This is a genomic window from Leucobacter sp. NPDC077196 (genome assembly GCF_040687075.1).
Lineage (GTDB): Bacteria > Actinomycetota > Actinomycetes > Actinomycetales > Microbacteriaceae > Leucobacter.
The window spans coordinates 1-23930 of sequence record NZ_JBFBML010000020.1 but is presented as its reverse complement, the minus strand read 5'-3'; the positions used below and the strand labels follow the sequence as shown (position 1 = coordinate 23930).

Annotated in this window: 20 protein-coding genes; 6 read left to right on the top strand and 14 right to left on the bottom strand. The window is 68.9% G+C overall.

The window, feature by feature from the left end; all coding sequences use genetic code 11:
• Nucleotides 1-4 precede the first annotated feature (4 nt).
• On the bottom strand, nucleotides 5-856 hold the full coding sequence (locus AB0O71_RS14045) for a ParA family protein (RefSeq protein WP_363746322.1): 852 nt from the start codon (nucleotides 854-856) through the stop codon (nucleotides 5-7).
• Nucleotides 857-924: 68 nt separating this feature from the next.
• On the opposite strand from AB0O71_RS14045, the gene zapE reads away from it, so the two are divergent.
• Nucleotides 925-2034, top strand: coding sequence for a cell division protein ZapE (zapE, locus tag AB0O71_RS14040; protein ID WP_363746320.1), 1110 nt, complete (start codon nucleotides 925-927; stop codon nucleotides 2032-2034).
• A gap of 21 nt (nucleotides 2035-2055) precedes the next feature.
• On the opposite strand, the gene AB0O71_RS14035 is transcribed toward zapE, so the two are convergent.
• Nucleotides 2056-2538 (bottom strand): Lrp/AsnC family transcriptional regulator, encoded by a 483-nt coding sequence (locus AB0O71_RS14035; protein ID WP_176698372.1) that lies wholly within the window; start codon nucleotides 2536-2538, stop codon nucleotides 2056-2058.
• Between the two features lie 183 nt (nucleotides 2539-2721).
• Here AB0O71_RS14035 and AB0O71_RS14030 point away from each other — a divergent pair, with 183 nt between their 5' ends.
• The 4 genes from AB0O71_RS14030 (at nucleotide 2722) to AB0O71_RS14015 (ending at nucleotide 6274) form a co-directional block, all read left to right on the top strand.
• The gene (locus AB0O71_RS14030; protein WP_363746317.1) at nucleotides 2722-4149 is read left to right on the top strand and encodes a sodium:solute symporter family protein; all 1428 of its coding nucleotides are present in this window, start codon (nucleotides 2722-2724) and stop codon (nucleotides 4147-4149) included.
• Nucleotides 4142-4876 carry an SDR family oxidoreductase gene (locus AB0O71_RS14025; RefSeq protein WP_363746315.1) on the top strand — a complete coding sequence of 245 codons (735 nt, stop codon included), beginning with the start codon at nucleotides 4142-4144 and terminating at the stop codon, nucleotides 4874-4876. Before AB0O71_RS14030 ends, AB0O71_RS14025 begins: the two co-directional genes overlap by 8 nt.
• A gap of 47 nt (nucleotides 4877-4923) precedes the next feature.
• Nucleotides 4924-5460: a YbhB/YbcL family Raf kinase inhibitor-like protein gene (locus tag AB0O71_RS14020; RefSeq protein ID WP_363746349.1), complete on the top strand. Its 537-nt coding sequence runs from the start codon at nucleotides 4924-4926 to the stop codon at nucleotides 5458-5460.
• Nucleotides 5461-5536: 76 nt separating this feature from the next.
• Nucleotides 5537-6274 (top strand): hypothetical protein, encoded by a 738-nt coding sequence (locus tag AB0O71_RS14015; protein WP_363746313.1) that lies wholly within the window; start codon nucleotides 5537-5539, stop codon nucleotides 6272-6274.
• Here the strand turns inward: AB0O71_RS14015 and AB0O71_RS14010 are convergent.
• The 12 genes from AB0O71_RS14010 to AB0O71_RS13955 form a co-directional block, all read right to left on the bottom strand.
• A complete protein-coding gene (locus AB0O71_RS14010) occupies nucleotides 6271-7563 on the bottom strand; it encodes a M1 family metallopeptidase (protein WP_363746311.1) in 1293 nt (430 codons plus the stop codon). The two genes, AB0O71_RS14015 and AB0O71_RS14010, sit on opposite strands and share 4 nt — an antisense overlap.
• A gap of 23 nt (nucleotides 7564-7586) precedes the next feature.
• Nucleotides 7587-11528, bottom strand: a complete 3942-nt coding sequence (locus tag AB0O71_RS14005; RefSeq protein ID WP_363746309.1) for a Pls/PosA family non-ribosomal peptide synthetase — start codon at nucleotides 11526-11528, stop codon at nucleotides 7587-7589.
• Between the two features lie 181 nt (nucleotides 11529-11709).
• A complete protein-coding gene (locus AB0O71_RS14000; RefSeq protein ID WP_363746307.1) occupies nucleotides 11710-12708 on the bottom strand; it encodes a site-specific tyrosine recombinase XerD in 999 nt (332 codons plus the stop codon).
• Complete coding sequence (locus AB0O71_RS13995; protein ID WP_363746305.1) at nucleotides 12708-13424, bottom strand: NUDIX hydrolase; 717 nt, start codon at nucleotides 13422-13424, stop codon at nucleotides 12708-12710. The genes AB0O71_RS14000 and AB0O71_RS13995 overlap by 1 nt, the downstream gene beginning before the upstream one ends.
• Nucleotides 13417-15111, bottom strand: coding sequence for a CTP synthase (locus AB0O71_RS13990; RefSeq protein ID WP_363746303.1), 1695 nt, complete (start codon nucleotides 15109-15111; stop codon nucleotides 13417-13419). The genes AB0O71_RS13995 and AB0O71_RS13990 overlap by 8 nt, the downstream gene beginning before the upstream one ends.
• Before the next feature lie 45 nt (nucleotides 15112-15156).
• Nucleotides 15157-16413 (bottom strand): AI-2E family transporter, encoded by a 1257-nt coding sequence (locus AB0O71_RS13985; RefSeq protein WP_363746301.1) that lies wholly within the window; start codon nucleotides 16411-16413, stop codon nucleotides 15157-15159.
• Nucleotides 16414-16471: 58 nt separating this feature from the next.
• Nucleotides 16472-18163, bottom strand: a complete 1692-nt coding sequence (gene recN, locus AB0O71_RS13980; RefSeq protein WP_363746299.1) for a DNA repair protein RecN — start codon at nucleotides 18161-18163, stop codon at nucleotides 16472-16474.
• Nucleotides 18160-19086: an NAD kinase gene (locus AB0O71_RS13975; protein ID WP_363746297.1), complete on the bottom strand. Its 927-nt coding sequence runs from the start codon at nucleotides 19084-19086 to the stop codon at nucleotides 18160-18162. The genes recN and AB0O71_RS13975 overlap by 4 nt, the downstream gene beginning before the upstream one ends.
• Nucleotides 19083-20069 (bottom strand): TlyA family RNA methyltransferase, encoded by a 987-nt coding sequence (locus AB0O71_RS13970; protein WP_363746295.1) that lies wholly within the window; start codon nucleotides 20067-20069, stop codon nucleotides 19083-19085. The genes AB0O71_RS13975 and AB0O71_RS13970 overlap by 4 nt, the downstream gene beginning before the upstream one ends.
• Nucleotides 20056-20298: a hypothetical protein gene (locus tag AB0O71_RS13965; RefSeq protein WP_363746293.1), complete on the bottom strand. Its 243-nt coding sequence runs from the start codon at nucleotides 20296-20298 to the stop codon at nucleotides 20056-20058. Before AB0O71_RS13965 ends, AB0O71_RS13970 begins: the two co-directional genes overlap by 14 nt.
• A 41-nt stretch (nucleotides 20299-20339) precedes the next feature.
• Entirely contained in the window at nucleotides 20340-21380 is a 1041-nt protein-coding gene (locus AB0O71_RS13960; protein WP_363746291.1) for an HAD-IIA family hydrolase, read from the bottom strand.
• Nucleotides 21380-22360 carry a hypothetical protein gene (locus tag AB0O71_RS13955; protein ID WP_363746289.1) on the bottom strand — a complete coding sequence of 327 codons (981 nt, stop codon included), beginning with the start codon at nucleotides 22358-22360 and terminating at the stop codon, nucleotides 21380-21382. The genes AB0O71_RS13960 and AB0O71_RS13955 overlap by 1 nt, the downstream gene beginning before the upstream one ends.
• A gap of 39 nt (nucleotides 22361-22399) precedes the next feature.
• On the opposite strand from AB0O71_RS13955, the gene AB0O71_RS13950 reads away from it, so the two are divergent.
• Nucleotides 22400-23857, top strand: coding sequence for a hypothetical protein (locus AB0O71_RS13950; RefSeq protein WP_363746287.1), 1458 nt, complete (start codon nucleotides 22400-22402; stop codon nucleotides 23855-23857).
• Nucleotides 23858-23930: the final 73 nt, after the last annotated feature.

Genomic DNA, 23930 nt, shown 5'->3' with positions numbered 1-23930 from the left:
GGCGCTAGGCGACGGCGCCGCGCTGCACGAGCTCGCGGGCCAGCTTGAGGTACGCCTCTGAGGCGGCGTTCGAGGGCGCGTAGTCGAGGATCGGCTTCGCTGCGATCTGCGCGTCGGGCAGCTTCACGGTGCGGCCGATCACGGTGTCGAACACCTTGTCGCCGAACGTGTCGACCACGCGTTCGAGCACCTCGCGGGCGTGCAGCGTGCGTGCGTCGTACATGGTCGCAAGAATGCCGTCGAGCTCGAGCGCCGGGTTCAGGCGATCGCGCACCTTGTCGACCGTCTCGACCAGCAGGGCGACGCCGCGCAGCGCGAAGTACTCGCAGGCGAGCGGAATCAGCACGCCGTGGCTCGCCGTGAGGGCGTTGACGGTGAGCAGGCCGAGCGAGGGCTGGCAGTCGATGAGGATCACGTCGTAGTCGTCCACGACCTTGCGTAGCACGCTGCCGAGAATCTGCTCGCGCGCGACCTCGGTGACGAGATGCACCTCGGCGGCCGAGAGGTCGATGTTCGCTGGGATGACGTCGAGCCCGGCGGTGCCGGTCTTCTGGATCGCGTCGCGCGGATCCTTCAGCTTGCCGAGCATCAGGTCGTAGATGGTGGGGACGTCGTGGGCCGGCACTCCGAGGCCCGCCGAGAGCGCGCCCTGAGGGTCGAAGTCGACGGCGAGCACGCGGCGCCCGTAGCGCGCGAGCGCTGCAGCGAGATTGATGGTGCTGGTCGTCTTGCCGACGCCGCCCTTCTGGTTGCACATGGCGATGATGCGCGCGGGCCCGTGGCGGTCGAGCTTCTTGGGAGCCGGAATGATGCGATCGGGTCGCCCGGTCGGCCCCAGTTCGACCTGTTTCGCCATACCCGGTCTCCTCCCGCTCACTGACATTCCATCCTAGCCTGGAGCGCGCCTCGCTAGGATCGGGGAACGTGACGGATCCGCGAGCGACACCCCGCGCCGCTTCGCGGCTCAGCGCCGCAGTGGAGCACTCGGCGGGAGCGAAGGGCATTGTGCTCGACGGGGCTCAGCAGCAGTTGCTCGATGAGATCGCCGAGCTGGCCGGCCGGTGGGGCGGTGCGCGGTCTCCCAGTGGGGTCTTCATCCACGGGCCGGCAGGGCGCGGCAAGACCTGGCTCGCGTCTGAGATCTTCGACGCGATCGATGTGCCGGCGGCCACGAAGCGACGCGTGCACTTCCACACCTTCTTCCAGGAGCTGCAGCGCCGTTTCGGAGCGCAGATGACGGCCCGAGACGCGATCGAAGCGACCGTCGCCGAGTTGCTCGACGGCGCACGGGTCTTCTTCTTCGATGAGCTGCACGTGCACGACCCGGGCGGCGCGAGCCTGCTCAATCGTCTCGTGGCGGAGCTGGTCGGCCGCCGCATCCCGACGCTCTTCACCTCCAACTACGAACCGGAGGGGCTGCTCGCGAACCCCGTGTTCCACCACGTGGTCGAGCCGAGCGTGCGTCTCATCCGCGAGCACTTCGCGGTGCGCACGCTCGACGGCGGCAGCGACTACCGCTCCGCGTCACCCGCGGCCCCCGCCGAGCACGGCTTCGCTTCGGGGCGCTGGATCGCGTTCGGTGCGTCCGGCTCCGCGGCGAGCGCGGCACGATCCTCTGGGCTCGAACCCTCGCACCCGCACGAGTCGACCACCGTGCTGGGCGGGCATCGTGCGCTGCGGGCGCTCGCGGTGCGCCGCGGCGAGGCGAGGTGCGGGCTCACGGCTCCGACGGTTGTCTGGTTCGACTTCGCCGATCTGCTGGAGTCGCCGTCGATCGCCGAGGACTACCTCGATCTCGCCGCCGAGTTCGATGAGTGGGTGCTCGTCGACGTGCCGCCGCTGTCGCAGGCGAGTCGCGAGGCACGGCAGCGGTTCGTCTCGCTGCTCGACGTGCTCGTGCATGCCGACCTGCCGCTGACCGTGCTCTCCAGCACGGATCGCGCCGGGCTCGTCGACATCTCCGACCCGCCGGTCGATCTCTTCCGCACCGTCAGTCGGCTGGCGCTGTTGCGCGACGACGACGGCGACGGATGACCGGCGGGATCGCCTCGCGCGTCAGAGATCGAGCAGGTCGAGCGCTTGCACTTTTCGGTGACTGACGAGGCTCGACAGGATCACCGAGCTCTTCGTGCGGGTGACGGCCGGGTGCCGCGACAGCTCGAGCAGCAGCTCCTGCAGGTGCGCCGTGCTTCTCGCCACCATGCGGCACTGCACGTCGGCCCCGCCGGTGGTGACGAACGCTTCGATGACGTGCGGCAGGCCGTCGAGCAGCTCGGTGATGGGTTCGAGCTCGCCCTGCTGCACGTTGAGCTGCACCCAGGCCTGCACCTCCAGACCCATCGACGCCAGGTCGAGCTGCGTCTCGTGGCCGATGATGATGCCGCTCTCCCACAGCCGATCGAGTCGCGCTTTGAACGTCGTTCGGGAGACGCCGACGTGCTCGGCCATCTCCCCGAGGGTCGCGCGAGGCATGTCGCGCAGAGTGCGGAGCACGCGCCGATCGAGATCATCGATGATCTGCTCGGGAACTCGACTCACCTGGCCCTCTTTCTCTTCGATCAGCGGGAAGCGCCGTCTCGCGAGCAGTTTACCCACCGATGCGAGCTCGCGCCCAGAATCGGGTTCATTCCGCTCCCTTGCTTGCATAAAATCGACTGCAAAGCTAAGTTAGTGTGCAATCCGAAACCAAAGATGTATTCGGCTTCTCATTCTGGAGATACCTTGAATCTCGGCATCACCCTCATGATCATCGCCTATCTGCTCGTCATGTTCCTCATCGCCGCCTGGCTGAAGAAACGCGTGCACACCGACACCGACTACCTGCTCGCCGGACGCAAGATGGGTGCGGGCCTGATCGCCGTCATGCTGCTCGCCACGAACTTCGGTGGCGCGTTCGTGCTCGGCACCAGTCAAGACGCCTATTCGGTGGGCTTCGCCGCGATCTCCTTCGCCATCGGCATCTTCGTCGGACTGGTCTTCCTCGCAGTCTTCGTCGCGAAACGCGTGCGCGCCGGCAGCTTCGTCACCGTGCCCGACTTCCTGCACGCCCGCTTCGGCAGTCAGCCGGTGCGGCTGCTCGCGTCGACGCTCTCGGTGCTCGCGCTGACCGGCATTCTGGCGGGGCAGGTCGGTGCAGCAGGATCCGCTCTCACGGCGCTCGGGTTGAGCCCGGTGTGGGGTGCGATCATCGGAGTCGTGCTCATCATCGCGTTCACCGTGCTCTCGGGCATGTGGGGTGTCGCGATCACCGATGCGATTCAGTTCGTGGTGATCGTCGCCGGCATGATCCTCGTCGCCGTCATCGCGGTGAATGCTGCCGGCGGCTTTTCTGCCATCACCGCGACGTTCGAGGCGTCGGGCGTCGCGCAGCCCTTCAACCCGCTGAACCAGGGCTGGTCGTTCATGCTGGGCGCCGCGCTTCCCGTCGTCGTCCACAAACTCGTCGGGCAAGACGTGATGCAGCGTGTGTTCTCGGCGAAGTCGGCCCGCGCCGCCGCAACCGGAGCCGGCATCGCCGGGCTGCTCACCGCTGGCTTCGCCGTCGTCCCGGCACTCGCGGGCATGGCCGCGCGCGCACTCTTTCCCGAGCTCGACCCGAGTATCGGCGTGATGCCGGCACTCATCGAGAACGTGCTTCCCGTCTGGGCAGCCGGCATCCTGCTCGCAGCGATCATCTCCGCAGTCATCTCGACCGCGGACGCGCTGCTGCTCGCGGCGGTCAGCAACATCTCCAACGATTTCCTGCAGCGCTTCCGCCACTTCCGCGACAGCCAGCAGAGCCAGCTCCGCTGGTCTCGCATCGTCACCGTCGCCCTCGGCGTGATCGCGCTCGGCGTCTCGCTGCTCGTGCCCGGCATCATCCAGGTACTCACGATGGCCTTCACCATGTATGGCTCGGGCGTCTTCGTGGCCTTCATGTTCGGCCTCTTCACCCGCTTCGGCGGGCGCTACGCCGCGCTCGCCTCGATGGTCACGGGCGCCGTCACTGGCCTGCTCGGGCTCACCGGCGTCCTGGTCATCGGAGCGGTGCCGACCATCGTTACCGCGGTCGGCGTCTCCCTCATCACCTACGTCATCGTCGCGGCGTTCGCCCGGGAGACCCCATCGCGGCTTCCCGCCCAGCAGGATCGCGCGGTGGCGCATGCCTGAGCGGGGAGAATCCGTACCGAGCGACGCTGTGCAGCGCGTCATCGCGGTCACCGGAGCGGCATCGGGGATCGGCGCCGCGATCGCGGCGCGGCTCCGCGCCGACGGGGCCGAGGTTGTCGGCCTCGACACCGCCGACGCACCGCAGGTGCAGCACTTCGACGTCTCAGACGAGCGGCATTGGGCGGAGCTCGCGCGATCCCCCGCGACCGGCCGGTCGATTACGGGCCTCGTGCACGCGGCTGGCATCCGCGCCCGGAGTCCCTTGGCAGAGACATCGCTCGACGACTTCCGGCGCGTGCTCGACGTCAACGCCACCGGCACCTTCCTCGCACTCCGATGGGCGGCCCGTCTCGATCCGTCGCAGTTTCAGAACCAGGAGTTCGCGGTGGTCGTGCTGTCGTCGGCGACCGTGGATCGTCGCGTCGAGCATCAGGTCGCGTACAACGCGTCGAAAGCGGCGGTCACGGCGCTCGTGCGCTCGGCGGCGCGCGAGCTCGCCCCGCTCGGCGTCCGGGTGAACGCCATCGCGCCGGGCTCGATCCGCACACCCATGACCGAGGCGGGATGGGACGCACCGGATCACGCGGAACGCATGCGCGCCGAGATTCCCGTGGGTCGACCCGGCACAGGTGACGAGGTCGCCAGTGCAGCCGCCTATCTGCTCGGCCCCGAGAGTTCGTACTGCTTCGGCACGGTGATGACGGTCGACGGCGGCTGGACCGCCTGACCCCATGCCGATCCCGCACCTCCCCCAATCCGCAACAAGAAAGGAACATCGTGACCTACGATCCCTACGACGCGCTTCCCGAGGTCGCCGCGTTCGACCTGTCCTCCGCCTCATTCGCCGACGGTGACCGGCTGCCCCTCGCTCAGGTGGGCGGGATGCTCGGCTCGGGCGGCGAAGACCGCCTGCCGCAGCTCTCATGGAGCGGGGCGCCCGAGGGCGTGCGCAGCTACGCGCTGACCTGCTTCGATCCCGACGCCCCGACGGCCAGCGGATTCTGGCATTTCGCCGCCTACAACATCCCCGCCTCGGTGACCGAGCTCGAAGCCGGCGCCGTGCAGCTCGACACCGTGACCGACGCCTTCCCGGCTGCGGCTCGAGTGCTGCGCAACGACGGCGGCGTCGCCGGCTTCGTGGGCGCCGCCCCGCCCCCCGGGCACGGCGACCACCGCTACATGTTCGTCGTGCACGCGCTGAGCGTCGAATCGCTCGAGCTCGACGAGCTCGCGTCGCCGGCGCTCCTCGGGTTCCAGCTCTTCGGCACGACGCTCGGCCGCGCCCGCATCACCGGCACCTACGGCCACTGAGCCGCCAGGGGCTCGCGCTGATCGCTGGTGATGCATTCCGATCAGCGCGAGCCCCGCGGCCGGGTACGCTCGTCGCGTGCCCTCCCCCGACCCTTCGCAGCGAGCCGAGACGCACGTCGAGCCCGCACCGTTCGGCGTTCGCCTGGCCTGGCGGGCACTCGCAGCAGATGAGGATCGCCGAGACGTCGCCCGCGCGCTGCTCGCCTCGATGCTCGCGCCTGCCGACCCAGGCTCGGTGCACGTCACCCGCCAGTGCCCCGCCTGCGGCAGCAGCGCCCATGGCGCTCCGGTCGCCCGGCTGCTGAGCGCCAGTGCCAGCACCAGCACCAGCACCGCCGATGCCGCCCGCCCGCCCGCCCCGCTCATCAGCATCAGCTATGCGCCGGGCCTCGTCGCCGTCGGCGTCGCCCCCGCCGGCGCCCTCGTACTCGGCATCGACGTCGAACTCGACTCGTCGAGCACGCGAGCGCGCGTCGCTGAAGCGCTCGGGAGCGCCCGCCCATCCCGAGCCCACGAGATGAGGGGCGCCGTCACCGCCTGGACCCGGCTCGAGGCGATCGCCAAGGCTCGGCGCACGGGGCTTCACGGCGCCTACGCAGACGTGTCGTTCACGATGCTCGGCGACGGCACCTGGCGCGCAGATCCGTCGCCCGCCGGCGCCGACGATCCGGCACAGGCTCTCGCGCTCCACGGCGCCGACCGGCGCATCACGCCGACGCCGAACGGCACGCCTGCGATCCTGAGCCTCGCCTACGCTTCAGCGAGCCAGAGCCAGAGCCAGGGCCAGAGCCGGAGCCGGAGCCAGAGCACCTAGCCCGGCACCCCAGCGACCGGCAGCTCGGGCAGGGCCTCCGCGTAGATCCATGATTCGAAGACCGCGTCGACGCGCACCGGACTCAGCGACTGCGCGAGCGCGATGAAGTCGGCGGTCGCTACGAGCTGATGCCGATACGTGCTCGTCCACGCGAGCAGCAGTGCGCGGAACGCCCCCTCTCCCATAATGCGTCGCAGTGCCTCGAGCAGCAGTGCCCCGCGCTTGTACACGCGGTCGTCGAACATGTCGGCGGGGCCGGGGTCGGCGAGCAGCAGATCCTGCGGCAGTGCCGACAGGCGTGCGTGGTGCTCTGCGGCGAGCGCGGCGATCTTCGGGCCGCCCGACGCCTCCGACCAGATCCACTCGGAATAGCAGGCGAAACCTTCGTTGAGCCAGATGTCGTGCCACCGCGCCACACCCACGCTGTTGCCGAACCACTGGTGGGCGAGTTCGTGGGCGATGAGCCGCTGCTCGCTCGGGGCTTCGTGGTTGCGGCCGAAGGTCGCCATGCCCTGCGCTTCGAGGGGAATCTCGAGCTCCTCCTCGGTGACGACGATGGTGAGATCCTCCTGCGGGTACGGGCCGAACCACTCCTCGAACGTGTCGATGATGCGGGGCACCGGCGCGAAGGCGCGCTGTGCGAGGCGGGCACGGGCGGGCGGTGCGACAAGGCGGGCGCGCGTGCCGAGCCGGTATTCGGCGTACTCGCCGATGTGCGCCGCGACGAGGTAGGTTGCCGTCGGCACCTCGCTTGTGAACGTGCGGGTGGTCTTGCCCGATCTTCCGGTCACTGTGCCGGGCACGCCGGTGACCGCCACGAAGAAGCCGCGGTCGGTGGTGAACGAGATGGCGTAGGTGGCGCGGTCGTCGACGCGGTCGTTGCACGGGAACCACGTCGGTGCGCCGGTGGGCTGCGAGGCGACGAGGGCGCCGTGCTCGAGCTCTTCCCAGCCGAGCTGGCCCCAGCGCGAGCGGCGGGGCGCCGGGCGGCCCGAGTAGTCGATGTCGAGCTGCAGGCGCGTGCCCGCGGCGACGGGCGCGGCGAGGCGGATCGCGATCGCGTGCGCCGACTGCTTGACCTGCCGCTGCAGCGCGCCGTCGATGCGCACCTTGTCGGCGCTCAAGCCGATGAGGTCGACGCGCAGCTGATCCGTTTCGACCAGCACGCGCACCTCGAGACGCGCGCGCCCCTCGAGCCGGTTGGTGCGCGGGGTGTATCTCAGTGCGAGGTCGTAGTGCGCGACCGCGTAGCTGGCGTCGCCGCTCGTCGGGGTATAGGGGTCGCTCATCGTCGTTTTCCGAAACCGCACGGTTACTTCGTCGTCTGATACGCGCGCAGCTTGAGGGCGCGCCACGGACCGATGGGGTTGCCGCTCCAGCGCGAACCCACGGGCACACTCTCGCCGCGCATCACCAGTGACGCGGGGCCCACGGTCGCGTGCGCGCCGATCACGGCTGCGGGCAGAATGACGCTGTGCGGGCCGAGCGTGGCCCCCGCTGCGAGTTCGACGGTATCCATGCTCATGATTCGATCATGGAACAGGTGCGTCTGCACGACGCACCCCCGGTTGACGGTGGATCCGTCGCCCAATGTCACCAGATCGGGCTCTGGCAGCCAGTACGACTCGCACCACACGCCCGCGCCGACCTTCGCGCCGAGCGAGCGCAGCCAGACGGCGAGCGCCGGCGTGCCGGCGGCCGCGCGCGCGAACCACGGGGCCGCGAGCATTTCGGTGAACGTGTCGCTCACCTCGGTGCGCCACACGAAGCTCGACCAGAGCGGAGCCTCGCCCGCGCGAATCGGCCCGACGATCACCCATTTCGCCACCGTCGTCACCCCGGCGGCGACCGCGCCGGCAGCGAGCATGACGATGCCCGAGAGCAGCACGGTCCAGACCGGACCGATCGTCGCCCACAGCCACGCGAAGGCGAACAAGACGGAGACGCCGAGCGCGGTCGTGGCGAAGACCGCGGCCATCCGCCCGAGCTCCCAGAGCGCGCGAGCGACGCGGAGGCCGGCGCCGGGATGGTACGTGCGACTGTCGTCGCCGCCCTGGGCGAGGCGTCGCAGTCGCACCGGCGGCGACCCGAGCCAGGAGGAGCCGGCTTTCGCCTTGCTGGGCGCGACCGAGAGCACGGCGACGAGCGAATCCTTGGGCACACGGTGGCCCGGGCCGGCCATGCCCGAGTTGCCGAGGAACGCACGCTTGCCGATCCGCACCGGCCCGATCCGCATCCACCCGCGATGCAGCTGATACGAGGCGACCATCGTGTCGTCGGCGAGGAAGGCCCCGTCGTCGATGCGGGTCATCGCGGGGATCAGCAGCACGGTCGACGCTTCGACGTTGCGCCCGACGCGTGCGCCGAGCAGGCGCAACCACACGGGGGTGATGAGGCTCGAGTAGATCGGGAAGAGGAAGCCGCGTGCCGCATCGAGCAGCCGCTCGGTGCTCCAGCTCTGCCAGCCGATGCGGCTGTGCACCGGGAAGGTTCCCTCGACGAGCCCGATCGCGAGCAGACGCACGAAGAGGAGCACGGCGCCCGCGTACACGGCTCCCGTGACCAGCGCCGCGGGCACGAGCCATACGAAGGCCGCGACCACGGCGTCGCCCAGGGTGTCAGCGCCTCGCAGGCCCGCAGCAATCAGCAGACCGCCCACCGCGAACGCGAAGACGGGCAGCAGCGCGAGCACCACCGAAGAGCCGCCATAGGCCAGACGCCACACGGGTCGATGCTGGGGTCGGTCCTCCGGCCACTCGTCCGAGCGGCTCGCGCCGATGCGCACGGCCGGTGATCCTGCCCAGGTCTGCCGTGCCTTCACGCGACCGAAGACGGCGGATCCGGGGGCGATCTCCGCCCCGTCGTCGATGCGCGTGCCCGGCGCGAGCGTGCTGCGCGCCCCCACGGTGACGTCGCTGCCGATCCTCACCGCTCCGATGCGCAGTCGGTCGCCATCGATCCAGTAACCGGTCAGATCGACCTCGGGCTCGATCGCCGAGCGCGCACCGACGGCGAGCATGCCCGTGATCGGGGGCAGCGTGTGCAGGCTCACGTCGTTCGCGATCTTCGCACCGAGGGCGCGCGCATAGACGGTGATCCACGGCGCACCGGCGAGCCCGACGGCATCGATCTGCTGCGCGAACTGCTCGGCGAGCCACAGGCGCATGTGCACTCCGCCGCCGCGCGGGTAGTCGCCGGGCCGCACGCCGCTGAGCAGCACGCGGGCGACCAGCGCGGCGATCGCCATCTTGCCGAAGGGCGTCGCGAGCACCAGGATCGCCAGCAGCACGACCCAGACCGGCGCACTCGGCAGCACATCGAAACCGGTCGTGAGGTTGAGCGCGGTGCCCGCCGCGAGCAGATAGACGAGCCAACGCAGACCGCTCGCGATGAAGAGCGGCACGCCCGCGAGGGTCTGCAGCCACTGCGTGCGCCGCGGCGTGGGTGCTGGCTCGTGGAATGTGCCGTCGTCGAGGGCGTCGGCGACCGCCGAGATCGCTTTCGCCATCGCGGCGAGTCGGGGCACATCGTAGATGTCGGCCACCGTGAACTCGGGCACACGGGCGCGGATGCGGGAGACGAGCTGCGCGGCGGAGAGCGAGCCGCCGCCGAGATCGAAGAAGTCTGCCGTCCGCCCGGGAACCGGCACGCCGAGCACGGCCTGCCACTGCGCCGCGAGCCACTGCTCGCTCTCGGTCAGGCCCGTGGCGGCCGGGGCGTTCACGCCGGGCAACGGCCAGGGCAGCGCGGCCCGATCGACCTTGCCCGAGGTGCGCATCGGCAGCGACTCGACGACCGCGAGCAGCGGCATCACCCCGGCGGCGAGGCGCTCCGAGAGGTGCTCGCGGGCGAGCGCGCGGTCGAGCGGTTCGTCGCCCTCCACCACGAGGTAGCCGACGAGCACCGGCACGCCGGCCTCGCTCGCGCGCACCGCTGCAGCAGCCGCGGTGACACCGGGCAGCTCCTGCAGGGCGTTCTCGACCTCGCCGAGCTCGATGCGGCGGCCGCCGACCTTGACCTGATCATCGGCGCGACCCAGAAATATGAGCCCGGTCGGCTCGTAGCGCACCAGGTCGCCCGATCGGTACGCCCGCTCCCAGCCCAGTTCGGGCATCGGCGCATACTTCTCAGCGTCCTTGGCGGGATCGAGGTACCGGGCGAGGCCGACGCCCCCGATGATGAGTTCGCCAGACTCCCCCGGCGCGACGCGGCGCCCTGCGGCGTCGACCACTGCCAGGTCCCACCCGTCGAGCGGCAGCCCGATGCTGATCGGCGAGACGCCGTCGAGCGGGCACCCGCAGGCGACGACGGTGGCCTCGGTGGGGCCGTAGGTGTTCCACACCTCGCGCCCGGCCTCCACGAGCCTGGCCGCGAGTTCGGGCGGGCACGCCTCGCCGCCGAAGATCAGCAGTCGCACGTGCTCGATCGCCTCGCGAGGCCACATCGCGGCGAGCGTCGGCACGGTGGAGATCACGCTGATGCTCTGGCGCACGAGCCACTGGGCCAGGTCTTCCCCGGCCCGCACGATGGCTCGGGGCGCGGGCACCAGGCAGGCCCCGTGCCGCCAGGCGAGCCACATTTCCTCGCACGAGGCGTCGAAGGCGACCGAGAGGCCAGCGAGCACGCGGTCGCCCGGTGCGAGGGGATCCTGCTGCAGAAACATGCGCGCCTCGGCGTCGACGAACGCGGCAGCCGAGCGGTGGGTGACGGCAACGCCCTTCGGCACCCCCGTCGAGCCCGAGGTGAAGATGATCCATGCATCGTCATCGGGTGCGGGATCGGCGAAGCGCTGGTCGACCGGCCCCGCGGCGTCCGGGCGCTCCTCGACATCCGCGCCGTTCGCAGCATCAGCGCGCGCCACGAATCCGTCGTTGCCCACGATTCCGACGACCCGGGCCTCGCCGAACACCAGTCGGGCCCGCTCGTCGGTGTCATCGGCGTCAACGGGCACGTAGGCCGCACCGGCCAGCATGATGGCGAGGATCGCGATATACAGCTCCTGCGATCCCGAGTCGATGCGCACCCCGACGCGGTCCCCCCGGCGCACACCCGATGCGCGCAGCTCGGCGGCCCCGCCCTCGACCGCGGTGATGAGTTCGCGGTAGCTGAGCGCCTCACCACCCGCGTCGATCGCGGAGGCCTCGGGGTGGGCCGCGGCGCTGGCGCGGAGGATGTCGATGAGCGTGCGTTCGGGGGCCGCGCGAGTCGCGCGGGTCAGCGGAACCTGCGGGTCCTCGCTCGGCGTGGCATTCAAGAGACGGTATCTACTTCGCTGTTCGCATCGGGGCCGCGGGGTGCCGATGCTCGGGCAACGCGGACGGTCTGCTTCGAATATGTCACCTGCGGGGCCGAACGCGTTACGGGAATGCCGAGATTTCGGCCGAGAGCACCGAAGCTTTCCCTTCCGGCCACCTGCCGTTCACCCGCGAGGGCGCTTACTTCGCGCGCGGGTGCGCCAGCAGGTAGTGCTCACGCAGCGTGTCCGCGGTGACCTGCGTGTAGATCTGCGTGGTCGTCACCGAGGCGTGCCCGAGCAGCTCTTGCACGGTGCGCACGTCGGCGCCCCCGGCGAGCAGGTGCGTGGCGAACGAGTGCCGCAGCGTGTGCGGCGAGACCTCATGGGTCAGCTCTGCGCGTTCGGCGGCGGCCTTGATCACGAGCCACGCGCTCTGGCGCGACAGCCGAGCCCCCCGCGGCCCTAGGAACAGCGCCGGTGTTCCCGCGCCTCGGGCCGCCATCCCGGGCCGTGCGCGCACCAGGTACGCAGCGAGCGCTCGACCGGCGTAACTGCCGTAGGGCACGATCCTCTGCTTCGATCCCTTGCCCGTGACATGCACGAAGCCCCCCTCGCCCAGAGCCGCCTCGGGGTCGCCGGCGGCATCGGCGCGGCCCGGTGCCGCCAGCAGATCGTCGACGTCGAGCGCCGTGATCTCGCTGATGCGGGCTCCGCTCGCGTACAGCAGTTCGAGCAGGGCGCGGTCGCGCAGCCCGACGGGGTCGTCTCCGGCGCTGTCATCGCCGCCGGCGGCACGCAGCAGCGCCTCGACGTCTTCGATCGGCAGTGCCTTCGGCAGGCGTTGCGTGCGTTTCGGTGTGCGCACTCCGCTCCCCGCGTGCGCTTCGAGCAGGCCCTCTTCGAACAGAAACCGGTGCATGCCGCGCACCGTCGAGAGGCGTCTCGTGATCGAGGCGGCCGCGAGCGGTGGTCTCGTGTCTCCGTCGGGCGTGGCGCGCGGGCTCGCGAGATCGGCGACGTACTCGGAGAGTGTGTCGGGAGTGACGCTGCCGAGGTCGGCCAGGCCCCGCTGAGCGAGCCAAGCGGCATAGGCCGTGAGGTCTCGTCGGTAGGCGGCCTGGCTGTTCGCCGAGAGCCCGAGTTCGAGGGCGACGTGTCGCAGGTACCGCGCTGCCCCCTGTTCCACACTGAGGGGCATCAGCGCGAGCGCTCTCCCCGCACGGCGTCGCGTCCGGTCCAGGGCAGCTCGGGATCGCGCAGCGTCTGCCAACCGCGCGCTCGAGCGGCGGCCGCGGCGAGAACGGCGTTCGCGGTCACCGTGTTCTGCACGCGGCCGTCGAGTACGGCGTCGACTACGACGTCGAGCGGTACCCAGACGGGCTGCAGTTCGGCTTCTTCTTCGGAGCGCACGTAGTCGTGCGTCACGGGCGAGAACCCCCGCGCCAAGAAGACGCGCATCGATTCCGTAGAGCTGCCCGGCGCCAGGAACAGGTCGAGCAGAAGGTGCCAGTGCTCGGCCTGCAGGTCCACCTCTTCTGCGAGTTCGCGCTGCGCACCGACCAGGCCCGATTCTCCGGGAACGTCCATGAGCCCTGCCGGGATCTCCCACAGACGGTGCCCGGTCGAATGCCGATACTGCTTGACGAGGAGCACGCGATCCTCGTCGTCCAGCGCCAGCACCGAGACCGCGCCCGTGTGGTCGAGATACTCGCGAGTCAGCTCAGAGCCGGCGAACGCGAAACGGTCGCGCCGCATGTCCCACACGGCGCCGTGGGCGAGCACTGTGCTCTCGCCCACGTGCACATCGTCGGCGCGTTCATCCGCGAGAGAGCCGAATGCGTCGGCGCGCCCGCCGGCCGCGGAGCCGATCGACTCGCCTCCGTGACTCGTGGGCGCACCGACGGAATCACTCACCGTTGTCGACCTCGAAGAGCTGCGCGGCGTCCCGGCGATGGATCGCCGCTTCGACGAGCCCGGCGAACAGCGGGTGGGGCGTCCCCGGGCGGGAGCGCAGCTCGGGGTGCGCCTGCGTGGCGATGTAGTACGGGTGCACGTCGGTTGGCAGCTCGACGTATTCGACGAGCGCACCGTCCGGGCTCGTCCCGGAGAACGAGAGACCGGATGCGCCGATCTCGTCGCGGTACCGGTTGCTGACCTCGTAGCGATGGCGATGGCGCTCGGTGGCGGTCGGAGCACCGTACAGCGACGCGGCCAGTGAGCCCTCGGCGAGGGCCGCCTCGTAGAGGCCGAGACGCATCGTGCCGCCGAGGTCGCCGCCGTCGATGATGTCGACCTGCTCGGCCATCGTCGCGATGACCGGAACCGGGGTCTCCGGGTCGAATTCCGTGGACGATGCGCCCTCGAGCCCGGTGACGTTGCGGGCGTATTCGATCACCATGCACTGCAGGCCGAGGCACAGGCCGAGAGTCGGGATGTGGTTCTCGCGGGCGAAGCGCAGCGCGCCGAGCTTGCCCTCGATGCCGCGAATGCCGAAGCCGCCGGGCACGCAGATGCCGTCGACATCGCCGAGCGCCTCGAGGGCACCCTCGGGCGTCTGGCAGCTGTCGGAGGGCACCCACCGGATGTTGACCTTGGTCGAGTGCGCGAACCCGCCGGCTCGCAGCGCCTCGGTGACCGAGAGGTAGGCGTCGGGAAGATCGATGTACTTGCCGACGAGCGCGAGCGTGACCTCGCCCTTCGGGTGGTGCACTGCGTCGAGCACCGGCTGCCAGCCGGCCCAGTCGACGTCGTTCGAGCGATCCGAGAGACCGAGGTTCTCAACAATGATGCTGTCGAGGCTCTGGTCGTTGAGCAGCTGCGGCAGATCATAGATGCTCGGCACATCGATCGCGTTCACCACCGCTTCTTCGTCGACGTCGCACATCAGCGCGATCTTGCGCAGATTGTCGTCGGTGACGGGGCGGTCGCTGCGGAGCACCAGCGCGTCAGGCTGAATGCCGATCGAGCGCAGTGCGGCCACCGAGTGCTGGGTCGGCTTCGTCTTCTGCTCACCCGACGCACCCATGAACGGCACGAGCGAGACGTGCACGAAGAAGACGTTCTTGCGCCCGAGCTCGTGGCGCACCTGGCGCGCCGCTTCGAGGAACGGCTGCGACTCGATGTCGCCGACGGTGCCGCCGACCTCGGTGATGATCACGTCGGGTCGCGGCGTTTCAGACGCCTGCAGGCGCATGCGTCGCTTGATCTCGTTGGTGATGTGCGGGATCACCTGCACCGTGTCGCCCAGGTACTCGCCGCGTCGCTCTTTGGCGATCACAGTCGAGTAGATTTGGCCGGTCGTGACGTTCGCCGCTTGCGAAAGATTGATACCGAGGAACCGCTCGTAGTGGCCGATGTCGAGGTCCGTCTCGGCGCCGTCGTCAGTTACGAAGACCTCGCCGTGCTGGAAGGGATTCATCGTGCCCGGATCCACATTCAAATACGGATCGAGCTTCTGCATGACGACGTGCAACCCGCGCGCTGTCAAGAGATTTCCGAGACTCGCGGCGGTGAGGCCCTTGCCCAACGAGGAGACGACACCCCCGGTCACGAAGATGTGTTTGGTGATTCCGGCCTGGTCCGCGCTCTGCTCTGTTCCCACGGGCTTCAATCCTATCAGTTCAACTCGGTCGGGTGGGCGTCGGGCTTACCGCATCTCCTGTCGCGGCACCCACACCTGCTTGACGATCATCAATACCGCAGCCGTCACGGGGATCGCGATCAGTGCGCCCAACAGACCCAGCAGGGTGCCGCCGGCGAGCGCCCCGATGACCACGAGCGCCCCGGGTACGGAGACGACGCGGTTCATGACGCGGGGCGTCAGCAGGTACGACTCGATCTGCATGTAGATCAGGTAGTAGATCGCGGCGATGATGGCGGTGGTCGGCTCGTCGAACAGGGCGACGATCGTTACGAGCACCGTCGCGACAACCGATCCGATGAGCGGGATGAGCGCCAGGAGGAACACGCCCACCGCGACCAGCCCGGCGAAGGGAACGCCCACGATCGTCATCATCACGAACCCGAGCACCGCGTTGATGAACGCGAGAATGACCATGCCGTTGACGTAGCCACCGACGGACTTCGTCACCTGCTCGGTGATGTCCATGACCTTCGCGCGACCCGACCGCGGCACGAGCGAGTAGAAGGCTCGCTTCATCGACTGCAGCGAGGCGAGGAAGTACAGGGTGAGAATCAGCACGATCAGCGCGGCTGTGAGCCCGTTGGCAATGCCGATGCCGGCCTGCCACACCCCGCCGGCGACCTGAGCCCAGTTCTCGGGATTGCTGACGAAGTCCTGGCCGATCGCCAGCAGCTGGTCGAAGTCGATGAACTCGCCAAACCGCTCGTTGAGATCGAGGAACCACGGCTGTCGCATGACATCGCGAATGAGCCAGGGGGCGCTGCGCACGAGTTGCGTGATCTGGCTCGCGATCATCGGGATGATGATCGCGAGCAGGCCGGCGATGAACAGCACGAACCCGCTGAACACGATGGCGATGCCGATGGGGCGCTTCACCCCTCTTCGGTACAGCGCACGCACGACCGGATCGAGGCTGAGCGCGATGAACAGCGCGGATGCCACGTACATCAGGATCGTGGTGACCTGCTCGATCATCCCGCCGAACAGCAGGGCGACGAGCACTCCGAGCGTGATGGTGAAGCCGAGCTGGAACGGACCCCGGATCACGAACTCCCGCGTGGGCGCCTTCGCGCGTTCCTCGCGGGCGTCGACGGCCGCTTCCCGTGCGTCTCGGTACATCTCACGCGTGTCCGAGTCCATCTGCTCCATGTCGGCGTGCTTTACGTCTGGATGCGAATCCAGATAGGCGGCCTTCGTCGCCGCATCGTCGCTGATATCCGGCTTTCCCGCCCGCGGAGCGCGCCCGAACAACTTCATCATGTGGGGAGCGTAGCAGTGACCGCGGACAACGCAGCGCTTCGCGCGGCTCCGCCCGGGCTCATGCCGATTCGCGCAGCGCCAGGAGTTCGGCGGCGTGCTCGAGCGCGCTGCCCGAGTCGCTCAGCCCCGAGAGCAGGCGCGCCATCTCGGCGAGCCTCGCGTCGCCGTCGAGACGACAAAGACTGCTCTCCGTGAAGCCGCCCGCCGAGTCCTTCACGACCTGCAGATGATTCGAGGCAAACGCCGCCACCTGCGCGAGGTGGGTGACCACGATGACCTGCGAGGTGCGCGAGAGCCGCGCCAGGCGACGACCGATCTCGATCGCTGCAGCACCCCCGACGCCGGCATCCACTTCGTCGAACACAAACGTCGGCACCGGGTCGACCGCAGCGACGACGACCTCGAGAGCGAGCATGACGCGCGATAGCTCACCGCCCGAAGCCGTCTTCGCGACGGGTCGCGGCGCTGAGCCCGGGTGCGGGCTCAGCAGCAGCTGCACCTCGTCGCCGCCCGACGACCCGAGTGAAGTCGCATGCGACACTTCGACCACGAATTCGGCATCGGGCAGCGCCAACTGGCGCAGCTCTGCGGTCACGAGCTCCGAAAGTCTCACCGCCGCGGTCGTTCGCTGATCCGTCAGGCGGGCGGCGAGCTCGCGTTCGCGCTCCGTCTCGACCTCGAGGAGCTGCGTCAGCTCATCGACCAGTCCACCGTCTCCGTCGAGTTCTGCAAGTCGCTCTGCTGCGGCTTCTCCCGTGGCGATGACGGCGGCGCTATCCGGGCCGTAGAGGCGAAACAGGCCGTTCAGCGCCGCGAGCCGATCGTTCGCCCGCGCGAGTTCACCCGGACCCTCCTCGTCGAGGTCACCCGCGTAAGCGGCGAGTTCCGTTGCCGCGTCCGCAATCTGGAAGCTGACTCCTCGCAGCGTCTCGAGCACGGCCGCGAGGCGAGAGTCGAATTCGGCGACCCGCTCGAGCTCGCGCACCGCATCATCGACCAGACCACCGGCATCCCGCGCGAGCGGTTCGTCGGATTCGCTCGCCAGTGCTTCGTGCGCCATAGATGTCGCAGAGCGCAGCGCTTCCACATTGCTCAGCAGTTCGATGCGACCGGCGAGCTCGGTCTCCTCGCCGATCTGCGGATCGACAGCCGAGATCTCTTCGAGCTCGGAGCGCAATCGCGTCGCCTCCGCGGCCCGCTCATCGCGCGCGTCCGTCAGCTCTGCAACGCGCGCGCTCAGGATCTGACGTTGCTTGTGGGACTCCCGGTACTCCGCGAGCGTCGCCGAGAGCGCTTCTCCCCCGAAGCGATCGAGCGTCTCGCGCTGCGCTGCGGCAGACTTGAGGCGCAGCTGCTCCGATTGCCCGTGCACGGCGAAGAGACGATCGGCGAGTCGACCGAGGCTGCCCACCGGGGCGCTCGCGCCACCAACGCCGGCCCGGCTTCGGCCCTCGGCGCTCACCGTGCGGCTGAGCACCAGTTCGCCGTCTTCGATCGCACCGCCCAACTCGTCGACGATCTCGTCGACGGCCGGGTCGGTCGTGCGCACGATGCCGTGCACCCGGGCCTGCGCTGCTCCCGCGCGCACCGCTCCGGCGTCGCTGCGCTCGCCCATCAGCAGCCCGAGAGCGCTGACGACCATGGTCTTGCCCGCGCCGGTCTCGCCGGTGATGGCGGTGAACCCTGGACCCAGCGGCACCGTCGAGTCGACGATGACGCCCAGATCCCTGATCCTGAGCTCTTCGATCATGCGACCTCACCTCCGCGTCGACTGCCGCGCCACCCGGACGTGGGCAGGTGGAACTTGCGCACCAGCCGATCCGAGAACACGCCCGCGTTCAGCCGCGCGAGCTTCACCGACTCAGCCGAGCGGCTGACCGTGACGATGGAGCCGGCGGGCAGCTCGGTGCGCCGTCGCCCGTCGCACCACAGCACGCCCGGTCCGATGTTCTCGGGCAGAATGCGCACTCGCAGCTCCGAGTCGGTTCCGGTAACGAGCGGGCGGTCGAACAGCGCGTGCGCGGCGATCGGCACGATGAGCATGGCCTGCACGCTCGGCCAGACGATGGGGCCACCAGCGGAGAAGGCGTAGGCGGTCGAACCGGTGGGGGTCGCGAGTACCACGCCGTCGCACGCGAACGTCGAGATCGGCCGGCCGTCGACGCCGATCTCGACCTCGAGCATGCGGCGCTGCTTCTCGACGCTCGCCTCGTTCAGTGCCCAGGTATCGGCAATCAGGTGGCCATCGAGGCTGGCTCGCACATCGACGGTGAGGCGCTCCTCGACCGTGTAGTCGCGTCGCAGCACGCGGTCGATGGTGGTCGTCAGGTCGAAGCTCTCCATTTCGGCGAGGAAGCCGACGTGCCCGAGATTGACGCCGACGATCGGGCACTCGGAGCCACGCAGCAATTCGGCGGCGCGCAGAATCGTGCCGTCGCCGCCGAGCACGATCGCGGCCTCGAGTTCGGCAACCGCGACGTCGTCGCCCAACCGGGCGATCCGCTCGACCTCGAGGTGCGGGGAGAAGTCGTCGCGATCCTGCGCATCGAGCACGGGAACGACATCAGCCGCGAGCAGTGCCGTCACCGCCTCCACCGTGGCTGCGACGGCTTCGTCGCGGTGCGTGTGCGACACGATCAGGATCCGCCGTGGTTCGTCGAGCTGCATGCTCATCGCCCTTCGTCCGCTCGTGCATGGTCGCTGTTCAGACGCGCCTCGCGAGCCCCCGTGAGCTCGACGATGCGCGACTCCCATTCTGTCGGAAGCGATTCTCGGCCGCGCACGAAATGACCGAGGAATTCACGATTCCCGCGTGCACCGATGACGGGTGACGACGCGAGATCGCGCAGCGCGAACCCGTGCTCGTCAGCGGATCGCAGCACCGTTCGAATCGCATCGCCCCACTGGGCCGGTGACGTCACCACGCCGTCTTTGACGCGCCCGACTTCGAACTGCGGCTTGATCAGCAGCACGAGTTCGGCATCTGCGGCCGCGCACGCCGACATCGCGGGGAGCACCAGGCGGAGCGAGATGAACGACAAGTCGGCCACGACCAGCGTCGGGGGCTCGACCACCCCGGTATCGGCCGCGAGGTTCGCGGGCGTCAGTTCCCGCGCATTGCGCCCCTCGACCAGACGTATGCGGGGATCGCCGCGCAACTGCGGCGCGAGCTGGTCGTGCCCGACATCGATGGCCAGCACCGTACGCGCGCCCCGTTCGAGGAGCACTTGCGTGAAGCCTCCGGTCGAGGCGCCCAGGTCGAGAGCGACGCGCTCGGTCGCATCGATGTCGAAGGCTTCGAGCGCCGCCACGAGCTTGTGAGCTGCACGGCCGACGTAGTGGTCGCCGCCTGAGACCGTTACGAGCTCGCCCGCGCCGACCTTCACGCCCGGCTTCGCCGCGAGAGCGCCGTTGATGGTCACCTGACCCGCACCGATGAGTTCGGTCGCCCGGCTCCGTGAGCGTGCGAGACCGAGCTGCGGCAGCACCCGGTCGATGCGTTCCGCGTCTCCATCCCACGTCGCCTGCTGCTCGGAGCGCGCTGACGTGCGCGTCGTCGACAACCCAGGGGCCTCGGGAACCTCAGGCGCATCTTGCGTCTCGGGCATACCCGTCTCAGGCTCATCAGGGGCCTCAGGAGCCTCAGGCGCCGCCATGATCGCCCCGTTGCAACTCGGCCAGCAATTCGTCATGCACTTGCTCGAAACCCTGCGCTCGGTGCGAGAGCGGCTGCGATTCGATGAGTTCGATGCGGCTCAGCAGCCCGTCCTCGATGTCAGAAGCCCCGGTACCGAGCACAGCAGCAGTCGGTGAGGGGTCGCCCACACCAGCACCGGCCCCGGCGTTCCGGCCCGCTTGCTCCTCGCGGTTCTCGGTTTCGCTCATACGTCCAGACTAGCGACGACCCCGGACACGGCGGCGCCGGGTCAGCGCCAGTGATCCTCGTACAGAATCTCGGGCACCTTGAGTCCGTAGATCGCGAGCCCAGACGCCCAGATCGCCGCGCACGCCGCACGCAGCAAGTTGATCGGCACGTCGCCCTCCGCGACAACCGAGGCGACATGCCCATCCATGCGCACCTTCGCCGTGCCGACCTGCATCGTGCCGTCTTTCAGGCGTTCCGTGGTGGGGTACGGTTCGTGGAGTTCGGCGAGCGACGCCACGATGAAGTCGGGGCGCATGTCTTGCGAGGCCGCGACCAGCTGCTTCGGGCGGTCGACGCCGGTCAGCACGTGCAGCGACGGAATACCCGCTGCGATCGCGCCCTTGATGTCAGTGTCGAGGCGATCGCCGATCATGAGCGCGTTGCGCGTACCGAAGCGCTCGAATGCGGCTTCGAAGATCGGCGTCTCCGGCTTGCCTGCGAACACGGGGAGCCGCTGCACCGCGGTGTGCACCGCGGAGACGAGCGTTCCGTTGCCCGGGGCCAACCCGCGAGCGACGGGGATGGTCCAGTCGGTGTTGGTGGCAATCCACGGCAGTGGTTCGCGCCCCGGCTCGTCCGCGAGCGCAAATGCGGCTTCTGCCAGGTGCTCCCATCCGACCTCCGGAGCGAATCCCTGCACCACTGCGGCGGGGTTGTCGTCAGCGCTCCGAGTGACCTGGAACCCCGCCTTGCCGAGTTCGTCGACCAGGCCGTCGCCGCCGACGACCAGCACCCGCGAGCCCGGGGCCACTGTCTGCTGCAGCAGCGAGACCGCAGCCTGCGGCGAGGTCACGATCTCTGAGGACTCGGCCTGCAGGCCGAGTTCGCGCAGGTGGGACGCAACCGACGCATCGGTGCGTGACGCGTTGTTCGTCACGTAGCCGATTCGCACCGCCTCCGCTGCGCGATTGAGCTGTTCGACCGCGTGCGGGATCGCGTGGGGTCCTCGATAGATCACCCCGTCGAGATCCGCGAGCAGCAGCTCACGGCCCTCGATCGGGGCTGCGCCGAGCGCAGTCGCACGTTTGCCGAACAGTCCCATCAGTCGCGCTCCTCCGCCGCCGCATCGGGCTTCTCGCCGTTGTCTGCGCTCGTGTCGACGATCCCCGCCGCTGCGAGCAGCTCGTCGACCTCGTCCTCGATCGACATCTCTTCGTCGTACAGGTGTGATTCGTCTCCTGCGAGCTCCGGCTGCTCAGCCTCGGCCTGATCCGCCACGGGCTGATCCTCCTCGGCCTGATCCGCCTCGGGCTCAGGTTGCTCTGCTGGAGCGAATGCCGACTCAACCTCAGTCCGCTCGACCGCCGCAGCTGCTTCTGTTTCCTCGGAAGGATCAATCTCAACCGCTGTAGGATCCACGGACTGGAACTCGCCGATCGCTTCTGCTGCCGCCTCGTCCTCGATCTCGGCGACCCGGTCGTCCTCAACCTCGTCCTCGTAAACCTCGAACACCTCGAGCTCGTCGAGCGACCCATGGTGTGCTTGCAGGGCACGCGCTGCGTGCTCTGCGTGACCCAGCCACTTTGTCGCCTCTGCAGACCGGCCGAGATCCTCGAGCACCGCCGAGTAGGCGGCGAAGAGGCCGGGGCTCCACGAGAACGCCTTCGACGGGTTCAACTCGGGGATCTCGAGTTCGAACAGCGCCTGCTGCGTCTGACCCAGATCGAGCCGCGCTCCCGACATCGCGATGGCGAGGTGCACGCGCTGCTCGGTGTCGAGTCGCGATGCGTCGATCTCGAGCCCCGTCTCGATCGCCTTATCGGGGCGGCCCAGACCGCGCTCGCAGTCGACCATGAGCGACACGTGCCCGTCGAGCCCGCTCAAACGACGATGGGTGCGCAGTTCCCGCAGCGCGAGCGCGAAGTCGCCCGTGCGATACGCGGTGATCGCGAGGGTCTCCCGAGCGACTGGAATGCGCCCTGCACGACGGTTCGCCGAGAGCGCGTGCTGATGCGCGAGCTCGGGATCGTCGTCGATGAGGAAGGCAACCATCGCCAAGTGCCGGGCAACGCGTTCCTGCACATCCGCCTGCAGTGTCTTCAGTTCGTTGCGCGCCGAGGGATGGAGGTCCTTCGGTTCGACCTCGTCCGGAAGCACCGGGTCGCGGTGATCGGAGCGGACGGGACGGAGCTCGTGCTGCAGGCGCTCCGCCTCTGTGAACGTGCGCTCGCGACCACCCCGGTCGCTGCGCCCGGCGCCACGCGTACCACCGCGGCCATACCCCGGGGCAGCGTCGCGCTGCGGGCGACGCTCGTCTCGGTCGCCGAACTCTCGGCGCGGAGCGCGATCGCCCCGGTCGTCACGTCGCGGCCCGCGATCGTCACGATTGCTGAAGTCTCGCCGCGGAGCGCGATCATCGCGCTGAGGCCGGCGGTCGTCGCGATCACCGAAATCCCGGCGCGGAGCGCGATCATCGCGCTGAGGCCGGCGGTCGTCACGATCACCGAAATCCCGGCGCGAGCCCCGATCGTCTCGGTTGCCGTACTGGGGACGCTGCGAGCCACGATCATCACGGTTGCCGTACTGGGGACGCTGACGATCACCATCGCGCTGCGGACGACGATCGCTACGATCGCCAAAGTCTCGGCGCGGGGCGCGATCATCGCGCTGGGGACGGCGGTCGTCACGATCGCCGAAATCCCGGCGCGGGCCCCGATCGTCTCGGTTGCCGTACTGGGGACGCTGCGAGCCACGATCATCACGGTTGCCGTACTGCGGACGCTGGCGATCACCATCACGCTGCGGACGACGATCGCCACGATCGCCGAAGTCACGACGCGGGGCGCGATCATCGCGGTTCCCATACTGCGGACGCTGACTATCACCATCGCGCTGCGGACGACGATCGCTACGATCGCCAAAGTCTCGGCGCGGGGCGCGATCATCACGCTGGGGCCGGCGGTCGTCACGATCACCGAAATCCCGGCGCGGGCCGCGATCGTCTCGGTTGCCATACTGCGGACGCTGCGAGCCACGATCATCGCGATTGCCGTACTGCGGACGCTGACGATCACCATCCCGCTGCGAGCCACGATCATCACGGTTCCCATACTGCGGGCGCTGACGATCACCATCGCGCTGCGGACGACGATCGCCACGATCGCCGAAGTCACGACGCGGGGCACGATCATCACGATCGCCGTATTGCGGACGCTGACGATCACCATCCCGCTGCGAGCCACGATCATCACGGTTCCCATACTGCGGGCGCTGACGATCACCATCGCGCTGCGGACGACGATCGCCACGATCGCCGAAGTCACGACGCGGGGCACGATCATCACGATCGCCGTATTGCGGACGCTGACGGTCGCCATCGCGCTGCGGGCGACGATCGCCGGCATCGCGGCGACCACCATCGCGTTGATTCCGGGGGGCACGATCCGAGGAATCGTTCCGATCGGGTCGTTCATTCATGGGGTGCCTCCGAAAATCAGCGCTGTTGAAATGTCTATAAAAAGCGAAAGGGCCGCACAATGTGAGCCAGCATTGGCTCTCACTGTACGACCCTTTCTGTAAAAGGTGTCCGGCGGTGTCCTACTCTCCCACAAGGTCCCCCTTGCAGTACCATCGGCGCAATCAGTCTTAGCTT